Raw genomic sequence first — 25,876 nt, forward strand, 5'->3', positions numbered from 1 at the left:
CGATATCACGTATTTCTCCGAGCCAACAGTACTGCAAAGCTAATCAATCCCAAACCAATTACAATATATCCCGCCGGATAATAGATCAAAAACACACCGCCTGAAATAAAACTAAGACCTATAAGCAGTAATAGGTCTTCAATAATTGGTAACATGCGAGTAAGTATTTTTTTTATATGACTCAACTCCCTTCAACCAGTCTGATAAATTCCGACCGATTATCAATATAAATTCGATAGCCAATAATCATGGTAACAGAACCATCAATCTTCTTATTTTCTTTTGATTGAATTTTAACTGGCATAATTTCCGCTTTAGAATTTATGTTTAAAGCTGTATTTTCCAGACAATATCTATCAATTGGATTGTCTCCATAATTCAGCAGCTTCCCTTTTAAATCAGCTTCTACCAGCTTCATTGGTTCTGACATACTACCAAAACTCTGATCTACTCGAATACATTCAAATCCCATGTCTTCCATTTCTTTAACCCAATAGACAGCAGACCATTTGTCATATCCAACTTTATATATTCGAAGCCCATAATCTTTATATAAACCAACAAACCATGCCGTAATAAGACTAAAATCATTTTCGTTTCCAGGTGAAATTGTAACCAAATCTTTTCTGATCCAATCCAGAAATTTTTCTTTATCATCCTTGTTTAGATCTGCAATTTTCGATTCTGGTATGAAATATTTCTGCAACGTATATTTTTTACGACTGCCTTTTTTCATAATAGTGACTCTCGCACTTGCTAAATCACCAGATTTTGAAAGGTCAACGGAACCAATTGCAAAACATCCTCTAAAATCTTCAATATTGAAGGTTTCAGTATTATTAATATCATCGGACATTAGCCAAGCGGATGCATTGTTTTGTTTGAAATTAAAATCCTTTGACATTACAAAAGCACGAGTAGAATTACTTGTTTTTGACTCTTCAATCATCGAACGTAGAAAACTGCGTTTTTTTATAAAACCCAAGCCAGGATTTGATTTTACCCATGAGGCTTCATTTTGCCAAACTTCAGCCTCACTATCTTGTGTAAAAAGCCATATTAGCCAACGTGGTCTTTCTAGTTCTCTGTTTAATACTTGCCTCGCTTCTTTTAATCGCTCATCAAGATAGCCATCATTCACAAATCCTTCCGTCGTCAATTCAAAATAAACTGGATTATCTTGTGTTGACAATGCTTGTCTGATGGGCATTATAGGGGTTTTGTCTTTCATCTCATGGATCTCATCAGCCATCCCAACACGAATATTTTTACCTTCTTTAGCTCCAGTCTTGGCAGAAATTTTTAATATATTTCCTTTATTCGCATAGCTAAACTTCCCTTTCCGTTTTGGATTTTTAGGATTACCAAAGAAAATACCTTTAATGTTTTTTCTAGTTACCTTTTCAAGGGCCGGACTTTCTTCACGCATTGCATTAATTGCCTGAAATGCAAGATCAGCTTGTGCATAATCATTACTACTACATAACGCTTTAGTGCCTTTTTCACCACAGAAAAATTCAGCTAAACACAACGCCGCAATTAGGGGAGTTTTCCCGTTTTTTCTAGCTACCAAAAGCAGTACGTCTTGGTGTTTCCTCACCCATCCATAATCACAACTTAATTCCTTGCTTTTACTGCGCTCATCATCGGTATGCCGATCATATATCTCCTGATCGTAAATATAAAAAATATAGATTGACTCAATAAATGCTTTTTGAAAAAGTCCTAACAAAAAAGGCTTCCCTGCAAAGGGAGCCTCAGAATGTTTACATTTCTCTTCAATAAACTTAATTCGCTTATTTGCTTCAGTGAAGTCAACTCTAATATCTGGATCACTAAAATGTTCCAACAATAAATCATGTTGCTGTGTTATTTCGTGACCAATTATTATCTCTTCCGTTTGGCATTTATAAATATAATTAATCAGATGAGATTGCGGGTATTTTAATAGCAAATCAGCAACCATGCAATCACCACACTTTCACTCACTTGCTTCTTTATACATGGTTTACCATTGATGTGTTAAGTACAACAAACGGTCCCCGCACCCCCGCACTAAAATTCTCTGCCGTACTCAACGCCAATTGAATCCTTTTTTCAGGATCAATGGTATGAGTAACAGACAATGCCCCTAGCGCGTAGGCTTCACCACATCCGACTGCGCTATATGGATACGCAGACTCACCAACTTGATAATCAGATTCAACTTGAAACAACCTACCGCGAACGCCTACCAAGAAAATGCCGCCAATCTCTTCTCCCTTGTCTATCTGTGCATAACCACCATTTTTCAGACAAGTTCTGACGGCGTTAATAAAATCAGTTACCATATATGCATATAAGTCTTTTTCATCTGCATAATATTTAGGTGGTGTAAAAGCATATCTTAGTAGTTGCCCCATTCGAAACGACGAAGTAAAACCAATTAAAAATTCGCCATTAGTAAATACCTTTTGATCGGCTCTTACTGTAAGATCTGTCCCTGCTACCCCTGCACTGTCAGCTCCCATATATACCACATTGTCATAAACAACCGCTGCAACACATGTCATGTAGTATCCCCCTTTCCTGTACCTATTCGTATTCTCCAAGTTCATCGTCTTCCTCGATAACATTGCCAACTCTTAATCCATTTAGCTTATTAACGATATTAGCGTAGTTGTCAGTCATTCGGGAATACTCCTTCAGTGCAGGGATTGCCCTTTGCATCGTAGGATTCTCAGGATGAATTTTTATAGCACCTGAAACAATAATTGCTTGTTCAAGTTCCCAACATAACGAATGCACATAGGCTGCTTTTGCAATTAAGCCAGATGCAGCCTTTTGTGTTTCAGGAGTCGTTAAAGAAAATAGCTCATTCCATTTATCAAGTTCCAATTGATATTGTTTTTGTTTGCTCATTTGACCATCTACTTTCTGGTAATATTTATAGTTTTCTCAAAACATCTGGAAAGTGTAAACTATTTCTAAAACCATCCAGACATTTTCAAAAAATATAGTGTGTATGAAAATTGGGAGTCATCCTCGGTTTATATTTTCCGCGAAAATTTCGTTTGACCGGGGGGATATGCCTACACCCACTACTCCCTATATTTGTTAAACCAATCATCAATATATTTATTATATTCAATCTCCATGTTGCGCCTCCGATCATCATTCAATATTCTAGACCTTGCATCATCTTCATTGCACTCACAATAAACCAACTCAGCACCAAGATCATCGGCAAGTTTCTCACGCTTATATTTATCAGCAAAACCCCCAACAATCCAAGCTGTTTGCCATCTGCCATACCTTGTCTTAACTTGATCGATTAGTAAATTATATACACCACGAACATTGGACAGCATATTATCAGGCTTATCATATCTCGGCAGCCCTGTGATAGCTTCGAACAAACTATCAAGACAAACAATTAAATCATTTCTTTTTTTGTTCTGATATACATAATCTCCCTTACCCGAACAAGGTGGTCCATAAACAATAAATACCTGTTTACCTTTACTGCGCCCAAACCTCTCGTGTTCTATGTCATGGCAATCTCTACAAATCAATTCAACTTTATCAGGGTTAAGAGAGATCATAGCGTCAGATACATTGTGAACTGTCAGTTCACAAGTATGATGTAAAGTTACATCCCCTTTACTTGCAAGCAATTTATTGCATCTTTCACATATTAACCCACTAACAAGAACTCCATCAACGTCAACAGGAACACAACGTTCCAATATAATATTTGATCTAAATTTCTGATATATCGATGAAGCATAAAAACTTTGAATAACCGCCGCACGAGCCACAATCCCACCACCATTTAAAAATTCTTTAGATTAAATTCTTTCTCACGTAAGGCAAGAACAGCATTATCATACCGCACCTTATGCTGATTCATCGGGTTCATATTAAAGAAATTAGATAGCCAGTCTAAGGCTTTCTGCCTATTCTCTAACTTAACACTTAAACCTTGGCTACCCATTTTGATTTCGCTGATTAATCCACCATCCACTTGATCATGATCTTTTATATTAAAATAAATTCTTTTAACCATTTTCACATTACCATTTTGATCTATTTGGATATTACCAGCCTTATCAATATCAGGTATCTCTTCCGTTCCCCATTCTGCAACATCAGTCATATCAGAAAAAGCAATCCGCATATAACGCTCAACAATATCATCGGGCGAAAGCATGACAGCTTGTGATATAAGTTTCTTAATTCGATCAACCTCTGCTCTAATATGAGGTTTGGTGAGGTTTTCGTATCCAATTTCTGTCGCTGTATTTTTTGAATACCCTGCCCTAATAGCCGCTTGGGTTGCATTTCTATTATTAGCAAAAAATTGGCAGAAAAGTTTTTGTTTGTCCGTTAATACATTATCATCTTGTAAAAGAATAACAGGTGCAATATGCACCTGTTTGCACCCTTTTTTCATTTGCACCTTTTTTTCTTTTCTAGGTGCACTGTTTGCTTTGACTCTTTTCCAATTATGTCTTCGCTTCCAGGACTTAACCGTATTAACAGATACCCCATATTTATCAGCAATCTCTTGGTATTTCATGCCAAGTACATAATCTCGTTCAGCATCTACATGCATATCTGCCATTATCTCATCCTCACCACCTCCCTAAAACCTCCACCATCCTACCCGCCCGTACATTTCCTTCTTGCACCCTCAACTCTTTGTCGAGACATCTCAACAAATGCTGCACCCTTTTCAATACAAATAAATTTACGATCTGTATTTACACAAGCAACCCCCGTACTGCCACTTCCTGAACAATTATCTAATACCGTATCAAACTTATTAGTGTAGGTTTTGATCAAATATTCAAGAAGGAATACTGATTTCTGTGTTGGATGATAACTCCCACCATCTCCACCATTGATCCTAATGACATCTCGCGGGTACCTGGTACCAGTATTATCCCTTGATATTGACTTGAATTGTCTATAAACAGTAGCTTTCCTCGTTCCTGAATCTACCTTACGTTTATATGGCTTCCCTTCGCTCATCTGAGGATTATATGTTGGTAGTTTTTTATAGAATACCAGTACAACCTCATGACACCGTAAAGGCATTTTCTTAGCATTTAAAAAACCTACTGCTCTATTCTTCTCCCATATAAGTTCATAACGGAAGAACTTCCTATTGCTATTAATCAAATCCGTTGTAAATGGTTGCTGAGAAAATAATAGAATTGCACCCTTGTCTTTGATTATTCTGTTATATTGCTCCCATAATAATTCAAAAGGAATTACCGTATCCCATTTACAATCTGTTGTTCCATACGGTGGATCGCAAAGAATTAAATCAATTGACTTATCATTAATTTCTTTCATAAGCTCTAAGCAATCACCTTGATGTATTACATTTAAATCTAACATTTTAATCACCTCACTATTTCTTATAGTAGCTAAAGTTATGCTACATTTATTTACATTCACTGTGAGGCGATATTTACACGGTGCTTTTTTATTAACCTCTAAATGTCCTTAATTCCTGAACCTTTAAATCAATTAACTTCTTGACTGCTTGATACTGTTTATCACGTCCCTCTAATTCTGCTTTACCCATGATCAACAAAACTTCTGCCTTCTCTAATAAAGCTGCTTGATCAATTATATATGGTTCATTATCCGCCATGGCTTTGACTATTGTTGCTACTTTATAATCCTTATGCATTACCATAGCTTTAGCTAATGACCTTTTATAATTTCTTTCTGCAGACTTGAAGCCTATTTCATATCCACCTACTATTTTAGTTAAACGTGCAACCTCATTGGATAACTTGCACCCTAGTTGATGCAACTGAGGTGCTTCTAATTCCTCTGATATATATTCAGGTAATGTATTAGGATCATACGTCATATTTCTTCACCCGCTTGATACTCTCTAAATCTCCATGCTTTATGAACTATCTCTTGAATAACTTCTAATGGTTTATTCTCTCGCTTAGCAATAATACTAAATAGTTCATCGTCAGTAATTTCACCCCTATGATCGGCACCATGGCACCCCATACCCATAGATGCGGGTCCACATAATTTCAAGCAGTTTTCTTTTATATCTGGTCCCTTGCATCCTTTACCTTTTACATGAGCTACTTCTAAACAATAAAAGCCATTCATCCTGCCGCATCTTTCGCAGTAATCAATGGCTTTTACTTTCTTCATCCCTTTAGGGTCTACAACTCTTTTCCTTTTTTCCAACATCTACATCACCATCCTACCTCTAAGGCGTTATTTCAACATGCCCTTTATTCGTTGATCACAACGCCCACCTTTATACTTTGTCATAAGACCATTCAATTCTTCTTTATGGCACTTGGTGACACACTTACCGCCTATGATCCTTGCTTTAGTTGCAGTACATTCCCTATCTTTAATTTCTGCTTGATTAGAATATATACACTGAGCATCATCACACTCTAAGCCTTTCATGTGTCACCTCTCTTTTCATATGACAAAAGCCGTCCCTGTATAGGACGGCTTACTTCGATCTTCTTTTACTTACTATCAATTTACCACGACCTAAGTCAAATTTCCATGACATAATACTGACATTTATACAGCCTGTAAAGCCGTTACACCAAACAACGCCACAGCAAACTTCTTTATAATCTCTTTTTTAAGCCTCCATAAATGTCTTTCGGTATATTGCACTTCCTCTGCAATATATGTCATACTCTTTTTCTCCACATAATACATGAATAATATATCTCTATATCGCTCACAGCCTTCATTTTGACTAATGATACTTAATACAGATTCTACTTTATCAATTTCTTCTATCGTAGCATCTTTCATTTTCTTCCACATTTGCAATTCATACATTTGATTAAGCGTGTTGCATGGCTTACCTGCTCGTATACCCGTCACATCCATAGACACAGCAGATATTTCTTTTGGAGCAGTCTGCCATGACAACTTTGCAATCATATAATTAGCATGTTTTATGCTTTGATACAATTCCCTGTAATATCGTAAATAATTTTCTGCCTCCCTAATACAATTCATATAATTACCCCCACATTATTATTCAATTACTACATTCCAGATAATGCGTTCATTAAACACCTGTAGGGAGGTCTTAGCCTCCCTTTTTAATCTTATATTATTATGCTTTCTTCTTTAATTCTTCAATAACCTTTTTGGCACGTTCTCGGTCATTATCACTATGAAAGGAGAACTTTCCATCGTGGCATATTCGATAACTGATACCCGCCCGATTGAATGCTTCAAGCAAATCCACTGCATCTTCAAGATCATATTCTATACTCATAATGCACCTTCTTTATCATTACTAACCTCTGGCAAATACTGTTCTATTACTGATAGTTTTATAAAACATTGTTTAATCTCCGCTTGCATGGTAGGAGTCCTTGCTATCAAATGCTTTAAAATACCTCTGATATAATTACCTGCATTTTCAGCATTCTTACGCTCTTGTTCAGTTATTGTTGCCTTTGCCTGTTTTTTCGATGCACTTTTCTTGGCAGATTTTTCTTTTACATCTTTTAAACTTGTTTCTCCTTTGACTTTATGCTGCTCATAGGCTTCTTTCTGTTTTTCTTGCGGCATTTTTGATAATTCAGCGGCAGTAGAAATGTTTATATTATCTTTCTTAAGTTCTTCTTTAAATTCAGGAGCTAGGTTATTGTTTATAGCATCCATTCGCCCTACTTGGGTAGTAGATATATTTAACGCTCCTGCTAATAGTTCTCTTACCCGCCCTGGCAGATCATGCTCTTTCTTATATTCCGCAAATAATTCTTTCAGCCGTGATAGCTGCTCGACCTTTTCCCAATCACTTAATTCCCGCGTGGTATAGTTAGTACTGATAAGAAGCATTTTTTCTTCTATGTCGTTACTGCTGGTTACCAAGCAAGGGACTAACTCAAATTTCTTTTTGCCTTCCTCCACTAGCATTATGCTTGCCATTCTGCGACGATGCCCTGCAACGACTTTATGCTTATTACTGTCCTTTATAGGCTTAACTATTAGGTTCTGCTGTACCCCAAACAATTCTATTGAGTCCTTTAGGTCTGCAACATCTTCCACTGAGTAAAAGTTATCTTCCGATGGTTTCAAGTCATACACACTAAGCCATACCACTTTAAAAGCATTACCCACCCCTGTAGCATCTGTGTTTAATTCCTTATTAGATTTTGAATTTGAATTTAATAAATCTGTTAGGCTGAAACCTTTCTTCGCCACTTCTCCACCCCTCTGTAAATGTGTCCGAATTGGACACATTTTTCTATTGGTCGTTTATCTTTACTTTGCAAACATGAATTATCTTATCTATATCAGGATGATTGAAGTAAAAGCCGTTATCATCTTTCCCTTCTTTATCCCTTTTCCCGCCCTCTGGGTATGGTACAGAATAATAATCCCATGCTTTCATTGTTTTAAAATGAATGACTCTTTTTCCAGTGATAAGATAGTTCCCAACTTCTCCATGATGCTCTACCTCAACAATAGAGCCTATATTGATTAAAACTTCTTTCATTGCTTATCCCCTAGATACTCTTCCACGAAAGACAGATAATCTTTTGCCGCTCCACATCTTGGGGAATACTCAACAATTGGCAAACCTGCAAATGTACTTTCATCTACCTTATCTGCTGTTCTACGAATATGTGTTGCAAATATGGGGTATTGTGTTTGGTCAGTTAAATACGCTTTTCCTTGGCGATTTACTTCATTATTGACATATTGAGTCACGAGACAACCTCTAAAGTTAAGATCTGGATTAAATTTTCTAACTTCTTCAAATTGGTCAACGAGTATCTCTAGTCCATCAAAACTATACTGATCTATTTTGATTGGCACTATAACCGAATGAGCAGCTACCAGGCTATTAATTATGCTGATATTTATATCGGGAGCATTATCTATTATGCAATAATCATATTCTGACTCAACTTGTTCTAAGGCTTTTTTCAATATGGTCTGCTGTTCCCTTGATTCATCCATACTTATCTTAAGGTTAGCAGTTAGCAAATTCATATTTGCAGCAATCATGTCTAAATTCGCATATCGTGTGTGTTGAATAGCGTTATGAATATCATAATTCTTTTCAATAAGCACATCAGCTATACTTGGGTGATCATAACCATGTAATCTATAAAATTTAGATGCATTGCCTTGCTTATCATCGTCTATAAGCAATACGCGTTTATTATGAACTGTAGCTAATATGTGTGCCTTATTGACAGATGTTGTAGTCTTGGCTATCCCGCCTTTTAAATTACTGAATACTGTTATTTCCATGGAAAGCAACTCCTTGTGATTTTTCAAGTAACTTAAACTCGCAGTAATATTTCAGTACGCATCCACTTTTATCATTTTCTACTTTTCTGCATGGGTTAGATTGATAGACTCCCTTACATGGGATATATTCTCTTAATTCTTCAAACCTTTTTTCTACTGCATTACCTAGCCTTGCATGCCTAGCTTCTTTTTTATCCCGCCCACGTAGCTCCGCTATTTCTTCTCTAGTCATTGCCATGGTCATTTTCCTCCAGTGACTCTGCTTCGCTATATGCGTCTGGTCCTTCGCCATATTCTTCTGCACACCTTTTCGAGCTAGGATGCAAATACATGCACCCACTGCCTGACACAGAACAATCCCAACGCCCACTATCTGGATCATATGTTGCACATTTACATGACATTATGCTTGTCCCTCCTGTTTGAGTGCTTCCCTGGTTGATTTATAAAAACATCCACGCACTTACTGATTATTTTAGTAGGTTGATGGAAAGCCGCTTTGCGATAATCGAATCCTTTTGGTATCTCCTTTATCCTAGCTTCTTGCATTTCGATTCTCCCTTCACATGTTTAATGTGTAGCTCCAGGATTGGAATTGCATTACGTACTGATAATTCAGTTTCTCCCCGTTCGAATGTTTGGAGATAAGCGGCAACGGCTTTTTCATCATCAAATTTATATTCAAAGTGCGGTGCTCCGAATATCCAGTTATCTCTTCCGCAGTGATAGCGACCGCCCCGCATAGCATTGCGTCTATCCCCGTCCCATGGTTTTTTCTCGATAACCGAATAATATGTCTTGCCAAAATTGTTTTCGGTCATTACAGCGTAGTTTGGGGATACGCCTCGCACCTTCATAGGCTTCTTCCAGTCGTTGACCTTGATCAAATCTCCTACCTTGATAGTGTCTAATAGCTCTTTGGTTACTTCTGTATAGGTAGTATAGCTAACGATTCCGCAGAATGGGCAATATTTAGGATTAATATCGTGCTGACCATCACAAGGGATTTCTTCCCCTACTTGAAGATTAATCACACAAGCATTGCATATTTGCCCTCCGCATTTTTTACAATTATAGATATCTTCATCAATTGGATTGTCAGTATCTCTGCAGCAGTCGCATAAATAATAACCCGTTTTAATGTTTTCCTCTCGGAATCTGATCGGCTTTTTGCATGTGCCACAACGGTATGCAGGTCCAAAATCATCTACTATAACCTCTTCCCCGCATATAGGGCAAGGAAACTCATATTCGTTATCTTTTTTTATGGCATTGCCCTCAAAAATTTCTTCATCATAACCTCTTACTAATTCCATCACTCTGCCTCCCTCTGTTTTCCTATAACGTAATCCGCACAACACTTGCAAACTCTAAACACTTTACCATTATGCTTATTTTTAATTGCCATAGTAGCAGTATGTTTTTCGCACAATTCGCAATTAATATTTTTAACATTCATCACTCTGCCCCCAATACGGCTAGTAAGGCTGCCTTACATATTGCCTCTTGTGCTGTTTTGCATCTAACCCAATCAATTATTAATTCGATACCATTGCTATCCCAAACAGAAAAATTATACGTATCGCGATTCATAGCAAAAGCCATATATAAACCTTTTCTTTTTAACGCCTCTACAACTTCCCACGCCTCTGAAATATCAGTGCTTGGATTAAATTTCCTTGTATTACCTAACCCGCGTAGCATTCTTAGTCTTCGATTACTGTCCCAAAACGTAGAATTTCCAAATCCAGTATCTTCCCACTTCATTACCTCTGCGGCTACTTGTTTATCTAGTTCACGCCCTGGAACCATTTTTAATATCTGCTCTCTGGCAACTAATTGATCTATTTGCTCATAATCAGCTTTCATGGCTTTACCTCCGCTTTGCTGGTTAAACAATCAGCGCACTCTGTTTCATCGTCGTTATCGGTCAACTTTTCTCCGCAACATTCACAAATTCTACTTTCACATTCGGTACAACGCCAATTATTCTGGCTTTCTTGACTCTGATAGTCTACATATTCTTCATAGGTGCAACCTTCTGAATCTTCGCCTATACCTCTAGTTGTTATTCCGCAAAACCTGCAAGTACCTGTAACCAACTCACCTTCGACCTTTATATCGCTTTCGTTTTTATCAATTTCAATCCGGGGATAGCATATTTCTTCTCGAAGAATATCAGCTTCGTTCGACCATATAATAAAATCATCATCATTAACAGTGCCATCTCTAGGACTAGTATCTTTTGTGGTTTCTTTATGGATATATTCTAAGATTCCAAACTCATGCATTGCGTTGAAAAGCCTTGTTATCAAGTCTTTTTCAGCTTGATTAGCTACTATGATTTTCATTTTACTCACCCTTCCGCGCTCTGTTCAAGGCATCCCTAGCGCAAATATATATTTTTATTGTCTCAAATTTCACTAATCCAATATCTTTTGCTGCGGTATTGTAAATAAATTCTAATGCCTTCACCAGCAGCGCATTATGGGCTTGTAACTTCTCGTACTCTTTCTCGGCTGTCACAGTGCGTTCAATTAAGGTCCCAAGATATTTTCTTGCTTTGGGATAACCCATGCCTTTTAATCCAGCCTCATTTAAAGCGGCAACAAGTGGGTAAATATGCTCTGACCAATTAATTGTTTGGGTTCCAACGATGCTATTGCGAATGTTATTTATCTTTTCTAATACTGCCTCTGCCGCCTCCAATTTTGCGCGAAGGTCTTCTATCTCAGAATTTTTCTCTCCAGTTTTTTCAATAACTATGTGTAACAACTGTAAGGTTTTGAAGAATTTCTCTTCTCCTAACTGCATGAGTTCATCAACTATATGTTCAATAATTTTCTCACTCATCTCGGTCAACTCCCTTTACCAGCAATCCTGTACCTTTACATCTATAACAATCTACGCCACCAGCATGACCACCTAGTGTTTCGCTATAACCCCGACCGTCACAATTAGGACACGTTTGATTTTTCAACAATTCGGCTCGTTTTCGACAAAATTGATAGTTAGTACAATGATTTTCACATTGCTTCGCGCCTCGCTTGATAAAATCATTATTACTGCATACCATTGCTCTTGTGGTTAATGCCAACCGTCCAAGCTCAGCTGGTTTTTCTTGCTGTTCAACCTTATTTTGTAAAGCATTTACTAATCGCTCTGTATTCCATCTTTCATGGCAAACGGTGCATTCTAGGTACATTGTGCCGTGGTTGGTCTTCTGCCAGTTGTGTTTACAATTACCCACTACTCTGCCTCCATTTTTAAATTAATTGTTTTTTGTATTCCTTTAGGTATTCTAATATTTTTAAATAATAGAATTTGTTTAAAAATGTGTTTCCTTTTTGCAAATTTTCATCTGCCATAATAGACATGCAGTTAATTACATCATCAATACTTATTCGCTCTGCCTTTTTAAGCATTAATTCATCTTTGCTACTTAAGAATTTTTCCGTAAATAATTCATAATCATCACTGAATGCGTGTACGCAGCAATTACCAATATCCATTTTAAATAACTTATAGCGGTTTGCTGCCCATTTATAACACCCTTTAATTTCAATACTTAATCCGATATCCTCTTCCATTAACCTTGCACCGCAAATATCACAATGTCTAGTTAGCAATTATGACACCTCCAAGAGCCGTTTATAATCTTTTAACCATTCTGCTAATTGCCTATGTTCAGCGGCACAGTGGCAATCTCTCTCATTCTCGCCTTGTTCCTCTGCGTGTTTAATAGCATCATCTAGATTCATCACTTTGCTACCACCTCACCCGCCCAATTCCAAAGTCTTTGCATGCCCTTTGCTGGCACTGGCTTGATTGCTTGTATGTCTTTTAATATCCATGCATAACGCCCTTGTGTATAATCTCCAAATTCAATTTCATTACCGCTTACCGTATACCCATTGTCAAGTATGGCTCGTTTGGCTTGTGGCACTGTCGGAGCCAATGTATAAAAATGTACAATTTCTCTGCAATCTACCAGGTTAGCTATTGCAATTACTTTGCCATATTCCAGTTCGATCCTATCCTCATATTCGATTTCAACCGCTCCACCAATATCCACAACTTTAGAATGCTGTTCTAAAGCACTTGCAAATGGTTCCTCTTGTTGAAATACATAGAATTTTTGTGATAGTCCTGCATGAATGGCTATTAGACCTCTATACTGAGTTGCCCAGGATCTTGTCTCTATCTGCTTTGCACCGCAGGCGATTAGACTCGCCCACGGCTGCAGGATGGTTATTGCTTTCATGATCTGATCACACTCCTATTCATCGTCTTTTGGATCGCTTTCATCATCTTCTACTATGTAAAATACAAATCCACACTCGCAGGCTGCCTTACCATTACCGTATGTTGTACGTATAATTTCCCCGCACCTAGGACAATAATTTGCGCTACTGGTATAACCGCTTACAAATCCGTTCATTATTTATCCCGCCCTTTCAACTTCTATTTCTTGTTTAAGTATCTCGGAAAACATCGGCATTACTTCCGTTGCAAACGCCATGGCAGCTGCAGGAAACTCCTTTACACAATCAAATACTTCCCATGCATCAGGGCAAATTTCTCTAATCATATCGCTTTCAGTTAATTGCATATAAACATAATCCGCTGAACCATCATCAATATTGACAATATCGTCAAATGCTTCCCTTGCCTGTTTTTTGTTGATTCCGTTATCCTTGCGCCACTCAATAATTAGCTTTTTCCATTCAGATATTGTCTTATCGAAATTGAAGTATGTTGTATCAGATATCTTATTGAGCAAATAATGATAATCGCGCGTAATCTCTATTAGAAAATGCTTAAATGTTTTTCTGCCATGCCTCGGCCATGAATAAGAATAATCACCATAATCAGACTGACAATTAAACAGACCGCCATTTTCATCGATTGTGAATGTTGCCCATCCAAAATCGCCAAACCTTAAATCATATCTTTCACATACTGATTTTTTAACTGTGTAATCGCTCATGTTATCCCGCCCCTCTCATTATCCTGTATGATCTTTTCCGTCTCAGTTAAAAACATTTCCATGTTTCGTCTTACCGCTTTTAAGTGACTGTAAGAGCCTGTTATCCCTATTTTCTGTAATATTTCAACAGCCTTGCCTAATTCTTCACCGTTATAACTATTAATGCGGATACCCGATATTTTTTCAAAGTCTTTTATTGATTGCCATAATTGTTTGTGCCGTTCACTCATTCTTTCTCTTTCTGCTTTAAGATTTTCTTCATGTCTCTGCCTTAATTCGGTTATTCTTTGCTCAGAAAGACTTTGTACTTGTTGCGCAATGTTCTTTGCATGTGCCTCATCATCACGCCTGAGAATAGCAGCTACAAATTCCTTTGTTATAGGCTGACAAGACAATTCACTCGGCTTCTTTGTCTGCCGTAATGATCCATTGTTATATTCCAATATCCCCCATGCTGCAGGTATAATGTCGGTGCCATTGATTAAACCCTTTGGCACCACTAGATACCATTGATTACAAAAGCATCCTACTGCCTCCGCTTTTTTCGGCTGCTCTAATTCTTTTTTAAGGTCATTGCGGCTTACCTTGATTTCAAATCCAACGATAGCAAGCCCCCTAGAAGGATACATATTCATTGCTAGAGCATCAGCCCAACGTTTTAAATTTCCAGCAGTGCCGTTGCCTACCTCGAAGAATAACGCCCATTCTGGTCTAGTAAACCTTTTGCGTAATGATTCGCGGATATCTTCCGCTGTGATTTTCTCGCTCATTATCCCGCCCTCCCCAATATTACCTCTCTACTACCATCCAAATATGTGATATAGGCTAGGATACGGTAGTTTCTACGTAGCCATTTCCATGATGTTTTTACACTAATCTGTCGCATGTTCACACCTTCTTTAATTTAAAAACATAATCCGATTTGGTACGCCAAGTGGCTTCACAACTTTTACATTTAACCTGTGAATACTCACTACGTTTCCATCCACCTTTTGGATGTCCAAAATATGAGTAATTGCATTTTAGCCCTGGTACAATCCAATTGCGTTCACTAATTGGCTTTTTTGACTCTGGACAATTGCAAGCCTTGCCTCCGCTCATTACTCACCCCTCCCTTACGCTCTAATGTATATAACCCCTACTTATGAGGCATACTAGGTTTGCGACCTCCTAGTCGCATAATCCACAATTCTTTTTTCGGCTCTCCGTTGGAGGGCTTTTTTAATAAATTTGTTTATAAAAATCACATTTTTTGAAAAATATCATACTATGTAATATGGAGACTCCTTTTTTCTACAGTATTTTATAAGAATACTGACTGTTCGTTCAGCGAGTAGTCAGTATTTTTATTTTCATGCCTCCCTTACTACTCTTTTACCTCTTCCTGGACTACCTCAATTACATCTACTTTATCTAGATCAATGCAGTACACCATGTCTGGTTCATATTTCCCAGCTTTCCATAGTTCACGAAACTCTTCTTCTGTGTAAACATCGTTACAAAGTTCATCCTCTTGGTACATGGCTTGCATTACCTTTTCATCAACTTCGTTATCCCATCCGTATAGGTGATAACTGGAATGATCGTCATAGCTCCATAATGAAAGATGTAGTGTTACACCGTCTAAAGGTGTATTTGTATTCTTAACGGTACCTCGAATTACTTTAGGTTTATATCCCATATATCACACCGCCTCAATAAATATTTCCACTCTCGGATTAACCTTATCTACAAAAAATTCATCACTAAAGCCTATTACTTGTCCCCATCCATCACCAGATAGTACTCCTGTTGCCTGTAGTGCATCTAGAATAAACTTTTTAGCAAAGGCTATGTTATCCTTATCCCGCTTACGGTTAGGCTCATACCAGATGAATTCCAGCCTAACAGAGGTGAATTTCTTTCTTATCTGCCGCTTTATTTGCCATTGAATCAATTCTTCAACATTCTTTTTTAATTCCGCCCCTGCGTACTTACTAGCACGACACGCTTTTATATACTCGTTGTGACCTGGAAGACTACCAGGTAATACTAGCAACATATCCCGCCCTCAGTCTGATACACAATCTCCCGATCAAACTTTTCCGTTATTGGCATGCAAACATAACTGCCAAACATATCCTCAACCACTGCATACTGATACTTGGGATAATTCCTTGCCATCTTATCTGCAGTATCTTGCCAGTATTTTAAGTCACGACGAATATCTTTTAACTCTACTGGAGCAAATAGATCAAATTGCATATGCTTTGCCTCCTAATCATCTGTATCACTTTTAGAAAATTCATCTAAAATATAAACAATAAGCACAATTATTGCCGTTATTACAATAAGGTCTTTTGCCATCACTCTGCCCCATTTAGTCTCTTAATGCTGTCTACTATATCAAGTGTTAAATACTTCTTTGGTATGTCAATTTCAAATACGGAATGACTCATATCATCACAATCAAGTTCTAAATCTTCTTTTTTAACCAAGTAGGCACATTCATCGATATTCAAACCACCAAAGAGGACAATTCCTTTTTTGCCAAACTGCTGCACCCTTAAAAAACCAGCTTCAGCGTCTTCACCAACTACAATAAATTCATTTGTATCATCATTGGCTAGTAGTTGCTTAAACATTTTTGATGATTCTTTAAGTTTGTATACTTTAAAATCGAGCTTCATTTATCCGATCTCCATATCTTTGCTCTCTTCACTGGTTCAACAACATATTCAACAGATACACGCCTTATATATTTGATCTCACTACCGCAGCCAGGACAATTACGCTCGCCTTCGTCCTCTAATTCAAAAGCATCTGGATCTATATATTGGCAATAAGGACAAGTGAAATTTTCTTCGACTGTTTCATCAACCTCATCTTCATCAACAAAACTTATTTCACGTACGCCGATATATTTCTCTTCAAAAACCAGCATGCAAACGTGATAAATTTTGTTATTGATTTGCAAGTTATCACTAATTTTAGGCTTTGTGTTAATAAGTCCAATCGGCTTTAAATTATCTCCTGTCCTACTTTTACTAATGTCCTCATAGTTTACAGGACTATTTAATAAGAAAACCTTCCAACTCATCTCTCTATCCCCTCCGCTTCTTAAATGCCTTTATCCACGCTAACTATTCTCCCAATGTGACCGCGATAAAACATATTCCAAATACAATAAGCATATGGATGATATTCACTTTATCCCGCCTTATGGTATTTATTTACCACGCCCCCGCCGCACAAGCTTTTCAGCCTTCTTTGCGCTACGCTTCCGTTTTGGAGGCTCTACTAGAAAGGGATCTCTTCCTCTGGGAAAACTTCTGTACCAAATTGGGTAGGATCAGATGGATCTTTTTTCTCTGATGCTGATGGTTGCTGTTTGCTATCCAGAAATTCAATATTTTGCGCTACCACGTCAGCAGCTCTACGCTTTTGACCATCTTTCTCATAGTCACGAATTTGTAAACGACCTTCCACCAGAACACGGCGTCCTTTGGTGAGGTTATTACCGCATACTTCTGCCAGCTTATCCCACACAACTACAGGGATAAAATCGGCTCGTTTATTTTCACCATAGCCGGTATTAACTGCTACACTGAAAGTTGCTACTGCCTTGCCAGTCTGTGTGTATCGAACCTCTGGATCTCTTGTTAAATAACCGACTATAATTACCTTATTCATAAAATCTCCTTACTCTACATACCTAATCGGGATGTTATTTTGCAGCGCATAATCTACTTCCATTCGGCAACCTTCCGACCATCGCCAATTACCAAATACCCATAATTCATTCGCCCTGTTTAGCAGGTTAAGGCAATATTGCATGACTTGGGTTTGATCACCCTCTGCTGACATAAAGCCGAATGCATGTATTGGCGATAACGGAATCACTTTGCCTTCGTCCGCAATATCTTTACAAATTGTCGTTACCCTCTTGATATTCTCCTGAACGTTGCCACGTAGAGGATGAGCCACATATACGACTTTTAATTGCTCCATAGCTACCCTCCTAACATTTCAAGCTGCTTGTAATTATCTGCCCTCACAACGGCTATTTCGTTTTTCTTGCCGCCGTTAAACTCACATGGAGCATATTCCATTTTGATTTTTCCATTGGCTTGCATGGCTAAAACGTAGGTGTACCCAGCGGTATTTAACAATTCAGGACACATGCCAAGTCCTACACAACAAGCGGAGCATTTCCATTCTGCATCTTGAGCCGTTATCAGTTCACAAATATTTTGCTGAATCAGTTCTTCGCTGATATCTGGGAACTTTTTATAAGCGAAACTTACTACTTCTGGTTCAAGTCTTGCTCTTGCGATAGATCGATAATCTGTCAGATTATTTGCCAAGCTTTCCATTACGTATCACCTCGTTATATTGAGTTATAAAATTAGCCATGCATGACGCTCCATGATTCATTAGGTTCATATATCCGACTTTCTTAACAGTATCCTCTATGACACTATTGGACCATTGAACGCCTTTTTGCTTATTAACAATTAACTTAATATGTACTTCCTCCCAAGCTATCTGGGCAGGTGGATGAAAGGATTTATTGCCAGGTGAAGCAGTCTCAGAACTGCTTTTTTTATTTAGCCAAGGTTCATCAATTCCGCTTGTCCGCCAACGATGCAGAATTGCATTGATATAACTTAGTTTCCTAACGCTATTCTTTACTGACTCCTCAATAGCAGCCTTCACCCATCGAGCAGAATAAGTTTCGACGAGATCCGCTAGGTTATCAGCTTCGATACTTCCGCAAATAGGATGTATGTTGTTTTGATACAAGGTCATTACTTCTGCAATCCCTTCATCTTCTTTAACAGGATTTACTTTTAACTTACATTCGTTTGCGTCTGCTCTCTGTTCACTGACCACTGCGTTACCAGCAGTAGTTATCTCTGTAGTAGTCTCTGTAGTAGTCTCTGTAGTAGTCTCTGGTATTGGTGTGTTCAAGTTGGACAGCTCCTTTGCCCAAGTTGAACAGCTCGTCTGTTCATTTTGAACAGATGCACTGTTCACACCCCTACTTTTTTCAAGTTGTTCAAGTTTTTCATAATTGAGAGAATACCACTTTGTTTTATCAAATTTTCGCTGATTGTAATTGCCAGTTAAAATAATCCCTGAATTCTCTAGCGTAGAAATAATTCTTCTGATTGTGGATATAGACCAAAAAGGAAATTGATCTTTCCAATCATCGTAGGTGTTATAGATCCACTTATGACCATCTATTTCTTTAGGGCTTTTACTTAACCAATAATGCAATTGCTGCAGTATAATGCTTTCATTAAGCCCTACTAATTCTGCTAATGATGGAGCTATTACTAAGGGCTGTTCATCAAATAATATTTTTGTTTGCATCATCCAGGAATCACCCAACCTTTTTATTCAAAACAAGGCACTTACCGCCTTTAAAATTAATACAAAACTTACATAATCGCCTTGCCTGTTTACTATTAGCAATAAAGGCTGTGCATGCCGTTTCTTGTTCGTATGCTAGGCATCTAGCCATTACTAGACGGCAGGTCTTGCAAGCTGAAACGGTACAAAATTGTACGCCTTTAGAACAACTTCTGCCTATCGGCGTTTTATCACTATAAGCGCATTTTTTACATTGACACATAATCCTACCCTCCTATAGTTAATGAAAGGAGCTGGTGTTACCCAGCTCTTTAAAAATTTTAGATATTGCCAGCTACTATGAGATAACCATCTAATTCTTTTTTTAGTTTTTTGATCTCATGGTCAACGGCTTCCTGTAGGTATCTACTGAGTTTTGGACAACTTAGGTTAAACATTGGCTTTTCCCCTTCACCTCGGGGGCGAATGACTTCCATTTCAATTTCCATGGTTTGAATGAGTCCCGATTCTAAGTAAATTGCAATCTTTGCAAGTATGAACTGCGGTAATCTTACAGTGCCTTCCGCCTCACCGACCTTAATTGCAAAGTTGTAATTATTGTTATCATCATAGGTAAAGTCACCAGCAATATTGGTAACATATTTAAACTGCTGGACAGAAGCCATTAAGCTTTCGATGTTCTCAATCTCACCTAGTTCGCGCCTTTGCAAAAACTTGATAAAATCTTTTTGGTCAAAGGCATGTCCACGAGTTAAAATCTTCTCCCATTCTTCATACTGAATTGAATTTTTGAACTTATAGGCTAAACGATCCTGCTTTCGATCGGTCACTGTGTCGTCGAGAATTACTTCGATACCATCAGCGTTATAAGCAACAATAGCATCCTTTTTTGATCCTTTAGCCTTTACTAAGGCAATCAGACTGTCAGTCGAATCGGCGGTGTACGCAAATCCTTTATATGTATATATTGGAGTTGCCTCACCTGTACGAATTACCAAGACATCACTACCTGGGGTAATGTTGATTTGCTTTTCAGTATTATTCATTGCTATTTCCTCCTACTAAATTTAATTGAGTTACTCTGTTTTCAATTGGAGCATCCGTTTTGAGCTTACCCTCGCCAGTGATTTGACAGATACTTGCCTTCTTAATAGCTGGGAACTTAGGGGTTAAACTAAATGATGTGTTTACCATTGTTGCGGTATCTTCCATACGTTTGAATTTAACTGTAAAAGAGATTGATCCAGAATTTCCTGGTTTTAACTGTGAGATCACAGCAGGATAAAGCTTCTGAAATTGCTCTTCAAGACTGCCACCGCAAACACTAGATAGAGTTACAAGTATTTCAGACATTTTTTATTCACTCCTTGTATATTTTTTTAGGTATGGGACAGGCTATAAATATGGAGTATTCCTGTCTCTTATTGGTTAAGAAAATAAAACTTATCAAGGGATTTTTTAAGTTTTCAACGAATTATCACCTCGAAGGAGGTGTTTTATATTGTCATTGAAAAAAATTACGTCTACCAAATACCATTGTTCCAGAATTGATGACTATGTTTCTATTGAAAAACGCTATACCAAATTACCATCCAAGCCACAACAATGCCAATCCAGTTGCCGTGATTCATATGGATGTAGTAGATCTGACTGCATTTTCGTTGGCGGGAGTAAAGATTATTTAGATGATTTTTTTAAATAATCCACTTCGATTGCTTTTTCATCAATTTCTTTAAACAAAAGACGTACAAACTTACTACGGTCAAGTCCGATTTCATTTGCCAGATCTGCGATAGTGCCATTCACAAAATAAATTCCCTCTTTAGTTGCTATACAAAGAGAATCTTCATGAGTCATCAATCTTCCTTCGATCGTGATTGATTTTTGGTAAGTCAAACAAGATCCGCAATTGCCGCAGAATTTAGCATCTTCATGGTGGATGCTTCGACCACAATCACACTCATGTACTTTTACTGGCTGTCCTTCAAATTGCTCTTTGAGGTCAGACACTTCTTTTTCTAGAAAAGTCAAGCGACTCTTTAAATTTTCCATTGCTTTCACCTGCCTCTCTTCATTCACTTTGATTCATCCTTGATTACAGCTTAGTTAAAAGAGAACTATGCTTTTCTATTAATTGATTTGCATGTGTATACTTCTCAATTTGCACAACGTAGGTTTCATCATTAATTTTTACTGCGTAAACAAACTCGCTGTTTCGCGGAAGACTTACTATACCCGTTTGCACAGCTTTTTTTGTTTTATCAAGTATGCTTATTAGCCGTTCATCAAGTTGCTCTTGTCCTTTAACGCAATTCACTTTTACACCTCCTACAGGAAATTATTGGCTTTTATCGAATTATCACTTAAGGGAGGTGATAATTATGATTTCTGCTAAACAATTTACATTACTTGCTAATGTTGTGATGTCAAAAGATACTAACCAATATTTGAATCTTTTAACGGCATATGGATTAATAAGAGGTAAAATTGACGGTACTGTAGTAAACTCTTTAAATAATGAGAGGCACGTTATTAAAGCCGAAAATCAAGATAAGGTAGAACCGATAAGCGAATTTAATGTTATCGCTCTTAAGGATGTGACCATTATTCCATCAGGGAATCAAACTAAAATTTCATTAGATGCTTTGACTATTTTCTCTGATCAAATAATTGCTGTATTCGTAGGGAGTTAGATTTTAACCATTCCGCAATTTTCTCTGACGAAATCGCATTAATATGAATAGTTTCGTTAATGCTCTTAGGTCGATCTTCAAGTTGCTGCTTGATTTCGACCATTTCTTTTTCTATTTTTGTTAACATTTTTACGATTAAATAAAATTCTTTTCTGCCGCTATTTTTCTTGTTCTTCCTTCTTTTATTCACCTTCACACCTCCCCCTTAGCAGATTCCGAGTAAATTTATTTAAGTCGATAAGAACCTTTACAGCCTCTGGTAATACTTGAACAGCATTGCCAGGGTTTTTGTTTTTTGCGGTGTCAATAACAAATTGACTTAATGCCTCTTGCACTTCTAACAATTTATCCATCGTTTCTCACCTCCTATACCGCATTACGATGTTTCCGTTTTAACCGCACTTCATAGCATTTAGCACACGGACTGTCACTAACATATCCATTTGGTTTATTACAATCTGGGTATATACCAGATCTGGAGTACCATATTTCTTTACAGACAAAGCACCTCATACGGGTATCCGTTTTATTATGCATACTAGTTGCCCTGCCTGGAGCAGAACAATATGGGCAGTTTTTACGCACATTACGTTTAACCATAACTACGCTTTCACTTTCTTAACAAATGAACATGCTTTAAACCATATCCGCCATTCACGAGCAGTTGCTTTTGTGCAAAGATTTCCTCTTACTGGTTCTTTCATTTTTCCAATCCTCCGATTGACCGCCACTATACCAGCGTGATATAATGAAGGTAACAAATAAATTTTTTAACTACTTAATCGTCTGTGCGCCAACACAGGCGATTTTTCTTTTCCTTGCATATACTCAGTAACACCTAAACCATATTTACTTTCTAGTTCCATTACGAGATTAAAAGTTGAATTTGTCCGATCAACAAGCTTTTCCATTATTTCATTAAGGATTAGCAAGTCATCTTCTGATAAGTCATCTTTTGAAATTTTATCTAAAAGAATAATTGGTAAATCATCGATCAATCCCGTAACTTCTTTGTCTTGCTTTTTCAATCGAATGATCATCGATTGTATATGCCTATCTACTTTCTGATACCCAAACAATCTAGTAAACCCTGTCCCTTCTAAGGCAACAGTCGCGGCAGCAATAAAATTAAGTTGAGACAACTTGCGCCTTGCCTTTGCGGGTATACTTCGCTCTCCTGTTAGTGCCCCATATATCGAATTGACCGAATAACCAATATCTGCAGCTAATGCTTTTGGTGGTCTATCGCAGCACATCATAGAGAGTTGCAGCATATCCTGAATATTTTCTAGTAAGCTAGGATCTAAGAGCGTAATATCTATCAATTTTCTACCCCTTTCTTTGTGTAAAAATCATAAACCCTTTACACAGAATTATTTGCTATACTCAAGTTAGAGGACAATACTTTATAACGTTCCTCACCCCACTTTAGCCTGTCCTTTGGATAGGCATTCTTTTTATAAATCGCCAGGAACCAAGAATAGAACTAGCAGAAATAGTATAGATAAGAATATGCACTTTAAGATCTCACTTTCATGAGTTAACTGTTTTACAGATGAATTAAAACGAATATTGATTACTTCTACTTCTGCCTTTGAATTATCCATATTTTAAAGCCTTCGCCATGACGCTTACGGCTCCACTGGATTTTGAAGATGGTTTTTCTTTTGCCATAAAAGGAGCATTATTTAGGCACTCTTTTTCGATGATAGCCAGTGTCTTACTAACTAAAACCTTTAAAAATGGTCTACCATCCGTAGAATAACTTTTAGTATGTGGATAAAGACCAAGAATGCATTTTTCACGTATAACATGCTCCGACATGCCGGAGTATTTCGCAAACTCTCGTGGCGTCATTAATAAGGGGATTTCCATATTACTACCTCCTACAAAAAACTGATACCATTTTGGTTACTGACTGATACCACTTTGGTTGCTATACTCTTGACATCACTTATTAGGAGGATGTCAATGGCAACCGATAAAATAGAGTTTACACTGCGTCTGCGCGAGGTAACAGCAAACAAAATTGCTGAAATCGCGAATCGTAAATCCCGTTCTAGAAATGCTCAAATTTCTACAATCTTAGAACAATTCGTGGAAGAATACGAAAAGGAAAATGGGGATATTAAATTTGAATATTAAATTTATGCTACAATATTTTTATTGTGAATATTATGCACATCAATTGGCAAAAAAATATGGTCAGCCGTTGATTTAACGGCTCTTGCAATTAAAATAGCAAGCTCATAATCAACCCTTTTTATAACTCCTGTCTCAATTCGACTATAAACAGTTCTGTCAATACAACACTCTAAGGCAACTTGTGCTTGTGTTTTGTTTACCTTTTTTCTAGCATTTAAAAGATTTTCACGTCTCAACATTATTACCTCCTTTATATTTTTGTGCATCTTATACACATATTATATTGTGTATAAGATGCACAGTCAAGAGTATTTTTTCTATTTAGTGTTTTTTTTTCACAAATGTTGTTTATATGCACAATAACGATTATTATTATTTTGGAGGTGTGATATTTGAGCACATTCGGCAAAAGATTAAAAGAATTAAGGAGTAAAAAAGGATTAACTCAAAAAGAATTGGCACCTTTTATTAATACCACTAGGGATACATTAGCAAATTGGGAAGTAGGAAGAGCGACGCCAGATATTGAAAGCGTCAAAACTATAGCCGATTATTTTAACGTAAATACTGATTTCTTATTAGGAAGATCAAATATTGATTATAAACTTACAGATATGATTACTCCTGACGGGAAAGAGATAGTCACTCAAGACCATAAAAACCCAGAAATAGCACAACTATTGCGCGACAACGGCATTAAAAAACTTCAGTTAATGAAAGGTTATTCTTTAGATGATTTAAAGAGACTAGTTGAATTAGGTGAATTATTGCGAAATAAAAGAACAGGGGATTAACCCCTGTTCTCTTTATAATAAGTCTATATAATCTTTATCAATAAGTACCATACCATCATCATACTCTATATAATCACAAAGACTTGTTAATTCGCAATAAATAATAGCTTGCTCTTCGTCATTATCACATTCCTTAGCTGAATATTGCATCATCGAAACCTCCAAAATTTCTTCAAATACATCGAACACTATCGAACATACGTTCGATTTGTATTGTTTTAATTTTACATCTTATAATGGAATAATTCAACATACTATTAAACTACCTTTTATTACAATATCTACTTTTTTTCGACAAATAAGAAAAGGGGCTGTCTCAATAAGAAATTGAGATAGTCCCTTATATGTATTAAAAATACAAGAGGCAGGTTCCGAAGAACCTGCCTCTTGGTGTAGAATTAAACTGCTATGAAAAACTTTACACATATAAATCCTACAACAAAAACAAATTCATATCAACTAGTTTTACCGCTTCCTATCGAAATCCTCATACCAGAAAACGATTCGGTCAGGCTGTTAAGTAAGATAATGGATCAACTTGATTATTCGCTGTTATACAAAGCGTATTCTCGTAAAGGCAGAAAATCAGTAGTCTCACCTAAAATGCTTTTCAAAAT

Annotated in this window: 54 protein-coding genes and 1 pseudogene; 5 read left to right on the forward strand and 50 right to left on the reverse strand. The window is 37.2% G+C overall.

Going from position 1 to position 25,876, the window contains the following annotated elements; genetic code table 11:
- Positions 1-5 precede the first annotated feature (5 nt).
- The 41 genes from BMZ99_RS26435 to BMZ99_RS18610 all read right to left on the reverse strand — a co-directional run bounded on the left by BMZ99_RS26435 (position 6) and on the right by BMZ99_RS18610 (position 20,980).
- Complete coding sequence (locus tag BMZ99_RS26435) at positions 6-155, reverse strand: hypothetical protein (protein ID WP_175490611.1); 150 nt, start codon at positions 153-155, stop codon at positions 6-8.
- Positions 156-181: 26 nt separating this feature from the next.
- The gene (locus tag BMZ99_RS18430; RefSeq protein ID WP_090940812.1) at positions 182-1,966 is read right to left on the reverse strand and encodes a terminase large subunit; all 1,785 of its coding nucleotides are present in this window, start codon (positions 1,964-1,966) and stop codon (positions 182-184) included.
- 31 nt (positions 1,967-1,997) lie between these two features.
- Positions 1,998-2,552 (reverse strand): hypothetical protein, encoded by a 555-nt coding sequence (locus BMZ99_RS18435; RefSeq protein WP_090940815.1) that lies wholly within the window; start codon positions 2,550-2,552, stop codon positions 1,998-2,000.
- A gap of 22 nt (positions 2,553-2,574) precedes the next feature.
- Positions 2,575-2,901 carry a hypothetical protein gene (locus tag BMZ99_RS18440; protein WP_090940817.1) on the reverse strand — a complete coding sequence of 109 codons (327 nt, stop codon included), beginning with the start codon at positions 2,899-2,901 and terminating at the stop codon, positions 2,575-2,577.
- Between the two features lie 179 nt (positions 2,902-3,080).
- Positions 3,081-3,800, reverse strand: coding sequence for an HNH endonuclease family protein (locus tag BMZ99_RS18445; RefSeq protein WP_090940820.1), 720 nt, complete (start codon positions 3,798-3,800; stop codon positions 3,081-3,083).
- 14 nt (positions 3,801-3,814) lie between these two features.
- Entirely contained in the window at positions 3,815-4,606 is a 792-nt protein-coding gene (locus tag BMZ99_RS18450; RefSeq protein WP_090940823.1) for a terminase small subunit, read from the reverse strand.
- 38 nt (positions 4,607-4,644) lie between these two features.
- Positions 4,645-5,388 carry a DNA-methyltransferase gene (locus BMZ99_RS18455; protein ID WP_090940826.1) on the reverse strand — a complete coding sequence of 248 codons (744 nt, stop codon included), beginning with the start codon at positions 5,386-5,388 and terminating at the stop codon, positions 4,645-4,647.
- A gap of 91 nt (positions 5,389-5,479) precedes the next feature.
- A complete protein-coding gene (locus BMZ99_RS18460) occupies positions 5,480-5,872 on the reverse strand; it encodes a hypothetical protein (RefSeq protein WP_090940830.1) in 393 nt (130 codons plus the stop codon).
- A complete protein-coding gene (locus tag BMZ99_RS18465) occupies positions 5,869-6,177 on the reverse strand; it encodes a hypothetical protein (protein ID WP_175490612.1) in 309 nt (102 codons plus the stop codon). The genes BMZ99_RS18460 and BMZ99_RS18465 overlap by 4 nt, the downstream gene beginning before the upstream one ends.
- A 66-nt stretch (positions 6,178-6,243) precedes the next feature.
- Positions 6,244-6,444, reverse strand: a complete 201-nt coding sequence (locus BMZ99_RS18470; RefSeq protein ID WP_090940836.1) for a hypothetical protein — start codon at positions 6,442-6,444, stop codon at positions 6,244-6,246.
- A gap of 123 nt (positions 6,445-6,567) precedes the next feature.
- A complete protein-coding gene (locus BMZ99_RS18475; RefSeq protein ID WP_090940839.1) occupies positions 6,568-7,020 on the reverse strand; it encodes a sigma-70 family RNA polymerase sigma factor in 453 nt (150 codons plus the stop codon).
- A 100-nt stretch (positions 7,021-7,120) separates the two neighbouring features.
- Positions 7,121-7,285, reverse strand: a complete 165-nt coding sequence (locus tag BMZ99_RS26440) for a hypothetical protein (RefSeq protein WP_175490613.1) — start codon at positions 7,283-7,285, stop codon at positions 7,121-7,123.
- Complete coding sequence (locus BMZ99_RS18480; RefSeq protein ID WP_175490614.1) at positions 7,282-8,220, reverse strand: ParB/RepB/Spo0J family partition protein; 939 nt, start codon at positions 8,218-8,220, stop codon at positions 7,282-7,284. Before BMZ99_RS18480 ends, BMZ99_RS26440 begins: the two co-directional genes overlap by 4 nt.
- Positions 8,221-8,263: 43 nt before the next feature.
- Positions 8,264-8,515 carry a DUF4176 domain-containing protein gene (locus BMZ99_RS18485; RefSeq protein WP_090940845.1) on the reverse strand — a complete coding sequence of 84 codons (252 nt, stop codon included), beginning with the start codon at positions 8,513-8,515 and terminating at the stop codon, positions 8,264-8,266.
- Positions 8,512-9,279 (reverse strand): ParA family protein, encoded by a 768-nt coding sequence (locus BMZ99_RS18490; protein WP_090940849.1) that lies wholly within the window; start codon positions 9,277-9,279, stop codon positions 8,512-8,514. The genes BMZ99_RS18485 and BMZ99_RS18490 overlap by 4 nt, the downstream gene beginning before the upstream one ends.
- Positions 9,257-9,517: a hypothetical protein gene (locus BMZ99_RS18495; protein ID WP_090940852.1), complete on the reverse strand. Its 261-nt coding sequence runs from the start codon at positions 9,515-9,517 to the stop codon at positions 9,257-9,259. The genes BMZ99_RS18490 and BMZ99_RS18495 overlap by 23 nt, the downstream gene beginning before the upstream one ends.
- Complete coding sequence (locus BMZ99_RS18500; protein ID WP_090940855.1) at positions 9,504-9,683, reverse strand: hypothetical protein; 180 nt, start codon at positions 9,681-9,683, stop codon at positions 9,504-9,506. The genes BMZ99_RS18495 and BMZ99_RS18500 overlap by 14 nt, the downstream gene beginning before the upstream one ends.
- Before the next feature lie 126 nt (positions 9,684-9,809).
- On the reverse strand, positions 9,810-10,595 hold the full coding sequence (locus tag BMZ99_RS18505) for a hypothetical protein (RefSeq protein ID WP_090940858.1): 786 nt from the start codon (positions 10,593-10,595) through the stop codon (positions 9,810-9,812).
- 142 nt (positions 10,596-10,737) lie between these two features.
- Positions 10,738-11,148, reverse strand: a complete 411-nt coding sequence (locus BMZ99_RS18510) for a BC1872 family protein (protein WP_090940861.1) — start codon at positions 11,146-11,148, stop codon at positions 10,738-10,740.
- Positions 11,145-11,630: a hypothetical protein gene (locus BMZ99_RS18515; RefSeq protein WP_090940864.1), complete on the reverse strand. Its 486-nt coding sequence runs from the start codon at positions 11,628-11,630 to the stop codon at positions 11,145-11,147. Before BMZ99_RS18515 ends, BMZ99_RS18510 begins: the two co-directional genes overlap by 4 nt.
- A gap of 1 nt (position 11,631) precedes the next feature.
- On the reverse strand, positions 11,632-12,132 hold the full coding sequence (locus BMZ99_RS18520; RefSeq protein ID WP_090940867.1) for a hypothetical protein: 501 nt from the start codon (positions 12,130-12,132) through the stop codon (positions 11,632-11,634).
- On the reverse strand, positions 12,125-12,529 hold the full coding sequence (locus BMZ99_RS18525; protein ID WP_090940870.1) for a hypothetical protein: 405 nt from the start codon (positions 12,527-12,529) through the stop codon (positions 12,125-12,127). Before BMZ99_RS18525 ends, BMZ99_RS18520 begins: the two co-directional genes overlap by 8 nt.
- A 16-nt stretch (positions 12,530-12,545) precedes the next feature.
- Positions 12,546-12,908, reverse strand: coding sequence for a hypothetical protein (locus BMZ99_RS18530; RefSeq protein ID WP_090940873.1), 363 nt, complete (start codon positions 12,906-12,908; stop codon positions 12,546-12,548).
- Complete coding sequence (locus BMZ99_RS27420; protein WP_281246842.1) at positions 12,909-13,043, reverse strand: hypothetical protein; 135 nt, start codon at positions 13,041-13,043, stop codon at positions 12,909-12,911.
- Positions 13,040-13,543, reverse strand: a complete 504-nt coding sequence (locus tag BMZ99_RS18535) for an ASCH domain-containing protein (protein ID WP_090940875.1) — start codon at positions 13,541-13,543, stop codon at positions 13,040-13,042. The genes BMZ99_RS27420 and BMZ99_RS18535 overlap by 4 nt, the downstream gene beginning before the upstream one ends.
- Before the next feature lie 15 nt (positions 13,544-13,558).
- On the reverse strand, positions 13,559-13,720 hold the full coding sequence (locus BMZ99_RS26445; protein ID WP_175490615.1) for a hypothetical protein: 162 nt from the start codon (positions 13,718-13,720) through the stop codon (positions 13,559-13,561).
- 3 nt (positions 13,721-13,723) lie between these two features.
- Positions 13,724-14,269 (reverse strand): hypothetical protein, encoded by a 546-nt coding sequence (locus BMZ99_RS18540; RefSeq protein ID WP_090940878.1) that lies wholly within the window; start codon positions 14,267-14,269, stop codon positions 13,724-13,726.
- Complete coding sequence (locus BMZ99_RS18545; RefSeq protein ID WP_090940881.1) at positions 14,266-15,039, reverse strand: hypothetical protein; 774 nt, start codon at positions 15,037-15,039, stop codon at positions 14,266-14,268. Before BMZ99_RS18545 ends, BMZ99_RS18540 begins: the two co-directional genes overlap by 4 nt.
- A gap of 118 nt (positions 15,040-15,157) precedes the next feature.
- The gene (locus tag BMZ99_RS18550; protein WP_090940883.1) at positions 15,158-15,370 is read right to left on the reverse strand and encodes a hypothetical protein; all 213 of its coding nucleotides are present in this window, start codon (positions 15,368-15,370) and stop codon (positions 15,158-15,160) included.
- Positions 15,371-15,635: 265 nt separating this feature from the next.
- Entirely contained in the window at positions 15,636-15,950 is a 315-nt protein-coding gene (locus tag BMZ99_RS18555) for a hypothetical protein (RefSeq protein WP_090940886.1), read from the reverse strand.
- 3 nt (positions 15,951-15,953) lie between these two features.
- Entirely contained in the window at positions 15,954-16,310 is a 357-nt protein-coding gene (locus tag BMZ99_RS18560; RefSeq protein ID WP_090940889.1) for a RusA family crossover junction endodeoxyribonuclease, read from the reverse strand.
- Positions 16,301-16,513, reverse strand: a complete 213-nt coding sequence (locus tag BMZ99_RS18565; protein ID WP_090940891.1) for a hypothetical protein — start codon at positions 16,511-16,513, stop codon at positions 16,301-16,303. The genes BMZ99_RS18560 and BMZ99_RS18565 overlap by 10 nt, the downstream gene beginning before the upstream one ends.
- Before the next feature lie 101 nt (positions 16,514-16,614).
- On the reverse strand, positions 16,615-16,938 hold the full coding sequence (locus tag BMZ99_RS18570; RefSeq protein ID WP_090940894.1) for a hypothetical protein: 324 nt from the start codon (positions 16,936-16,938) through the stop codon (positions 16,615-16,617).
- Positions 16,935-17,348, reverse strand: a complete 414-nt coding sequence (locus BMZ99_RS18575; protein ID WP_090940896.1) for a hypothetical protein — start codon at positions 17,346-17,348, stop codon at positions 16,935-16,937. The genes BMZ99_RS18570 and BMZ99_RS18575 overlap by 4 nt, the downstream gene beginning before the upstream one ends.
- Positions 17,349-17,548: 200 nt before the next feature.
- Positions 17,549-17,941: a single-stranded DNA-binding protein gene (locus BMZ99_RS18580; RefSeq protein WP_090940898.1), complete on the reverse strand. Its 393-nt coding sequence runs from the start codon at positions 17,939-17,941 to the stop codon at positions 17,549-17,551.
- 9 nt (positions 17,942-17,950) lie between these two features.
- Positions 17,951-18,259 carry a DUF7768 domain-containing protein gene (locus tag BMZ99_RS18585; protein ID WP_090940901.1) on the reverse strand — a complete coding sequence of 103 codons (309 nt, stop codon included), beginning with the start codon at positions 18,257-18,259 and terminating at the stop codon, positions 17,951-17,953.
- A gap of 2 nt (positions 18,260-18,261) precedes the next feature.
- Positions 18,262-18,624, reverse strand: coding sequence for a hypothetical protein (locus BMZ99_RS18590; RefSeq protein WP_090940904.1), 363 nt, complete (start codon positions 18,622-18,624; stop codon positions 18,262-18,264).
- Positions 18,605-19,630 (reverse strand): DnaD domain protein, encoded by a 1,026-nt coding sequence (locus BMZ99_RS18595; protein WP_090940907.1) that lies wholly within the window; start codon positions 19,628-19,630, stop codon positions 18,605-18,607. The genes BMZ99_RS18590 and BMZ99_RS18595 overlap by 20 nt, the downstream gene beginning before the upstream one ends.
- Before the next feature lie 7 nt (positions 19,631-19,637).
- Positions 19,638-19,889 carry a hypothetical protein gene (locus BMZ99_RS18600; protein ID WP_090940909.1) on the reverse strand — a complete coding sequence of 84 codons (252 nt, stop codon included), beginning with the start codon at positions 19,887-19,889 and terminating at the stop codon, positions 19,638-19,640.
- Positions 19,890-19,947: 58 nt separating this feature from the next.
- Entirely contained in the window at positions 19,948-20,673 is a 726-nt protein-coding gene (locus BMZ99_RS18605; RefSeq protein WP_090940912.1) for a hypothetical protein, read from the reverse strand.
- Positions 20,666-20,980 carry a hypothetical protein gene (locus BMZ99_RS18610; protein ID WP_090940915.1) on the reverse strand — a complete coding sequence of 105 codons (315 nt, stop codon included), beginning with the start codon at positions 20,978-20,980 and terminating at the stop codon, positions 20,666-20,668. Before BMZ99_RS18610 ends, BMZ99_RS18605 begins: the two co-directional genes overlap by 8 nt.
- Before the next feature lie 197 nt (positions 20,981-21,177).
- On the opposite strand from BMZ99_RS18610, the gene BMZ99_RS27425 reads away from it, so the two are divergent.
- On the forward strand, positions 21,178-21,312 hold the full coding sequence (locus BMZ99_RS27425; RefSeq protein WP_281246843.1) for a hypothetical protein: 135 nt from the start codon (positions 21,178-21,180) through the stop codon (positions 21,310-21,312).
- Here the strand turns inward: BMZ99_RS27425 and BMZ99_RS18620 are convergent.
- Positions 21,305-21,706 (reverse strand): hypothetical protein, encoded by a 402-nt coding sequence (locus BMZ99_RS18620; protein WP_090940921.1) that lies wholly within the window; start codon positions 21,704-21,706, stop codon positions 21,305-21,307. The genes BMZ99_RS27425 and BMZ99_RS18620 overlap by 8 nt on opposite strands.
- A 16-nt stretch (positions 21,707-21,722) precedes the next feature.
- A complete protein-coding gene (locus BMZ99_RS18625; protein WP_090940924.1) occupies positions 21,723-21,944 on the reverse strand; it encodes a hypothetical protein in 222 nt (73 codons plus the stop codon).
- 64 nt (positions 21,945-22,008) lie between these two features.
- On the opposite strand from BMZ99_RS18625, the gene BMZ99_RS18630 reads away from it, so the two are divergent.
- Positions 22,009-22,320, forward strand: a complete 312-nt coding sequence (locus BMZ99_RS18630; RefSeq protein WP_090940926.1) for a hypothetical protein — start codon at positions 22,009-22,011, stop codon at positions 22,318-22,320.
- On the opposite strand, the gene BMZ99_RS18635 is transcribed toward BMZ99_RS18630, so the two are convergent.
- The 5 genes from BMZ99_RS18635 to BMZ99_RS18645 all read right to left on the reverse strand — a co-directional run bounded on the left by BMZ99_RS18635 (position 22,277) and on the right by BMZ99_RS18645 (position 24,195).
- Positions 22,277-22,510, reverse strand: coding sequence for a hypothetical protein (locus BMZ99_RS18635; RefSeq protein WP_090940929.1), 234 nt, complete (start codon positions 22,508-22,510; stop codon positions 22,277-22,279). The two genes, BMZ99_RS18630 and BMZ99_RS18635, sit on opposite strands and share 44 nt — an antisense overlap.
- A complete protein-coding gene (locus tag BMZ99_RS26450) occupies positions 22,503-22,673 on the reverse strand; it encodes a hypothetical protein (protein ID WP_175490616.1) in 171 nt (56 codons plus the stop codon). The genes BMZ99_RS18635 and BMZ99_RS26450 overlap by 8 nt, the downstream gene beginning before the upstream one ends.
- 417 nt (positions 22,674-23,090) lie before the next feature.
- Positions 23,091-23,645 (reverse strand): hypothetical protein, encoded by a 555-nt coding sequence (locus BMZ99_RS18640; RefSeq protein ID WP_090940932.1) that lies wholly within the window; start codon positions 23,643-23,645, stop codon positions 23,091-23,093.
- A gap of 132 nt (positions 23,646-23,777) precedes the next feature.
- The gene (locus BMZ99_RS26455) at positions 23,778-23,927 is read right to left on the reverse strand and encodes a hypothetical protein (protein WP_175490617.1); all 150 of its coding nucleotides are present in this window, start codon (positions 23,925-23,927) and stop codon (positions 23,778-23,780) included.
- Positions 23,920-24,195, reverse strand: a complete 276-nt coding sequence (locus BMZ99_RS18645; protein ID WP_090940935.1) for a hypothetical protein — start codon at positions 24,193-24,195, stop codon at positions 23,920-23,922. The genes BMZ99_RS26455 and BMZ99_RS18645 overlap by 8 nt, the downstream gene beginning before the upstream one ends.
- Before the next feature lie 96 nt (positions 24,196-24,291).
- Here BMZ99_RS18645 and BMZ99_RS25990 point away from each other — a divergent pair, with 96 nt between their 5' ends.
- A complete protein-coding gene (locus BMZ99_RS25990; RefSeq protein ID WP_139214797.1) occupies positions 24,292-24,465 on the forward strand; it encodes an Arc family DNA-binding protein in 174 nt (57 codons plus the stop codon).
- 2 nt (positions 24,466-24,467) lie between these two features.
- On the opposite strand, the gene BMZ99_RS18650 is transcribed toward BMZ99_RS25990, so the two are convergent.
- The gene (locus BMZ99_RS18650; protein WP_175490618.1) at positions 24,468-24,704 is read right to left on the reverse strand and encodes a helix-turn-helix transcriptional regulator; all 237 of its coding nucleotides are present in this window, start codon (positions 24,702-24,704) and stop codon (positions 24,468-24,470) included.
- Positions 24,705-24,857: 153 nt separating this feature from the next.
- On the opposite strand from BMZ99_RS18650, the gene BMZ99_RS18655 reads away from it, so the two are divergent.
- Entirely contained in the window at positions 24,858-25,259 is a 402-nt protein-coding gene (locus tag BMZ99_RS18655) for a helix-turn-helix domain-containing protein (protein WP_090940941.1), read from the forward strand.
- Between the two features lie 12 nt (positions 25,260-25,271).
- Here BMZ99_RS18655 and BMZ99_RS26460 read toward each other — a convergent pair whose 3' ends face one another.
- Entirely contained in the window at positions 25,272-25,412 is a 141-nt protein-coding gene (locus tag BMZ99_RS26460) for a hypothetical protein (protein ID WP_175490619.1), read from the reverse strand.
- A gap of 255 nt (positions 25,413-25,667) precedes the next feature.
- On the opposite strand from BMZ99_RS26460, the pseudogene BMZ99_RS26785 reads away from it, so the two are divergent.
- Positions 25,668-25,876, forward strand: a pseudogene (locus BMZ99_RS26785) (hypothetical protein); the annotation flags it as partial.

Source organism: Pelosinus propionicus DSM 13327, assembly GCF_900114615.1.
In the GTDB taxonomy this organism is placed as follows: domain Bacteria; phylum Bacillota; class Negativicutes; order DSM-13327; family DSM-13327; genus Pelosinus; species Pelosinus propionicus.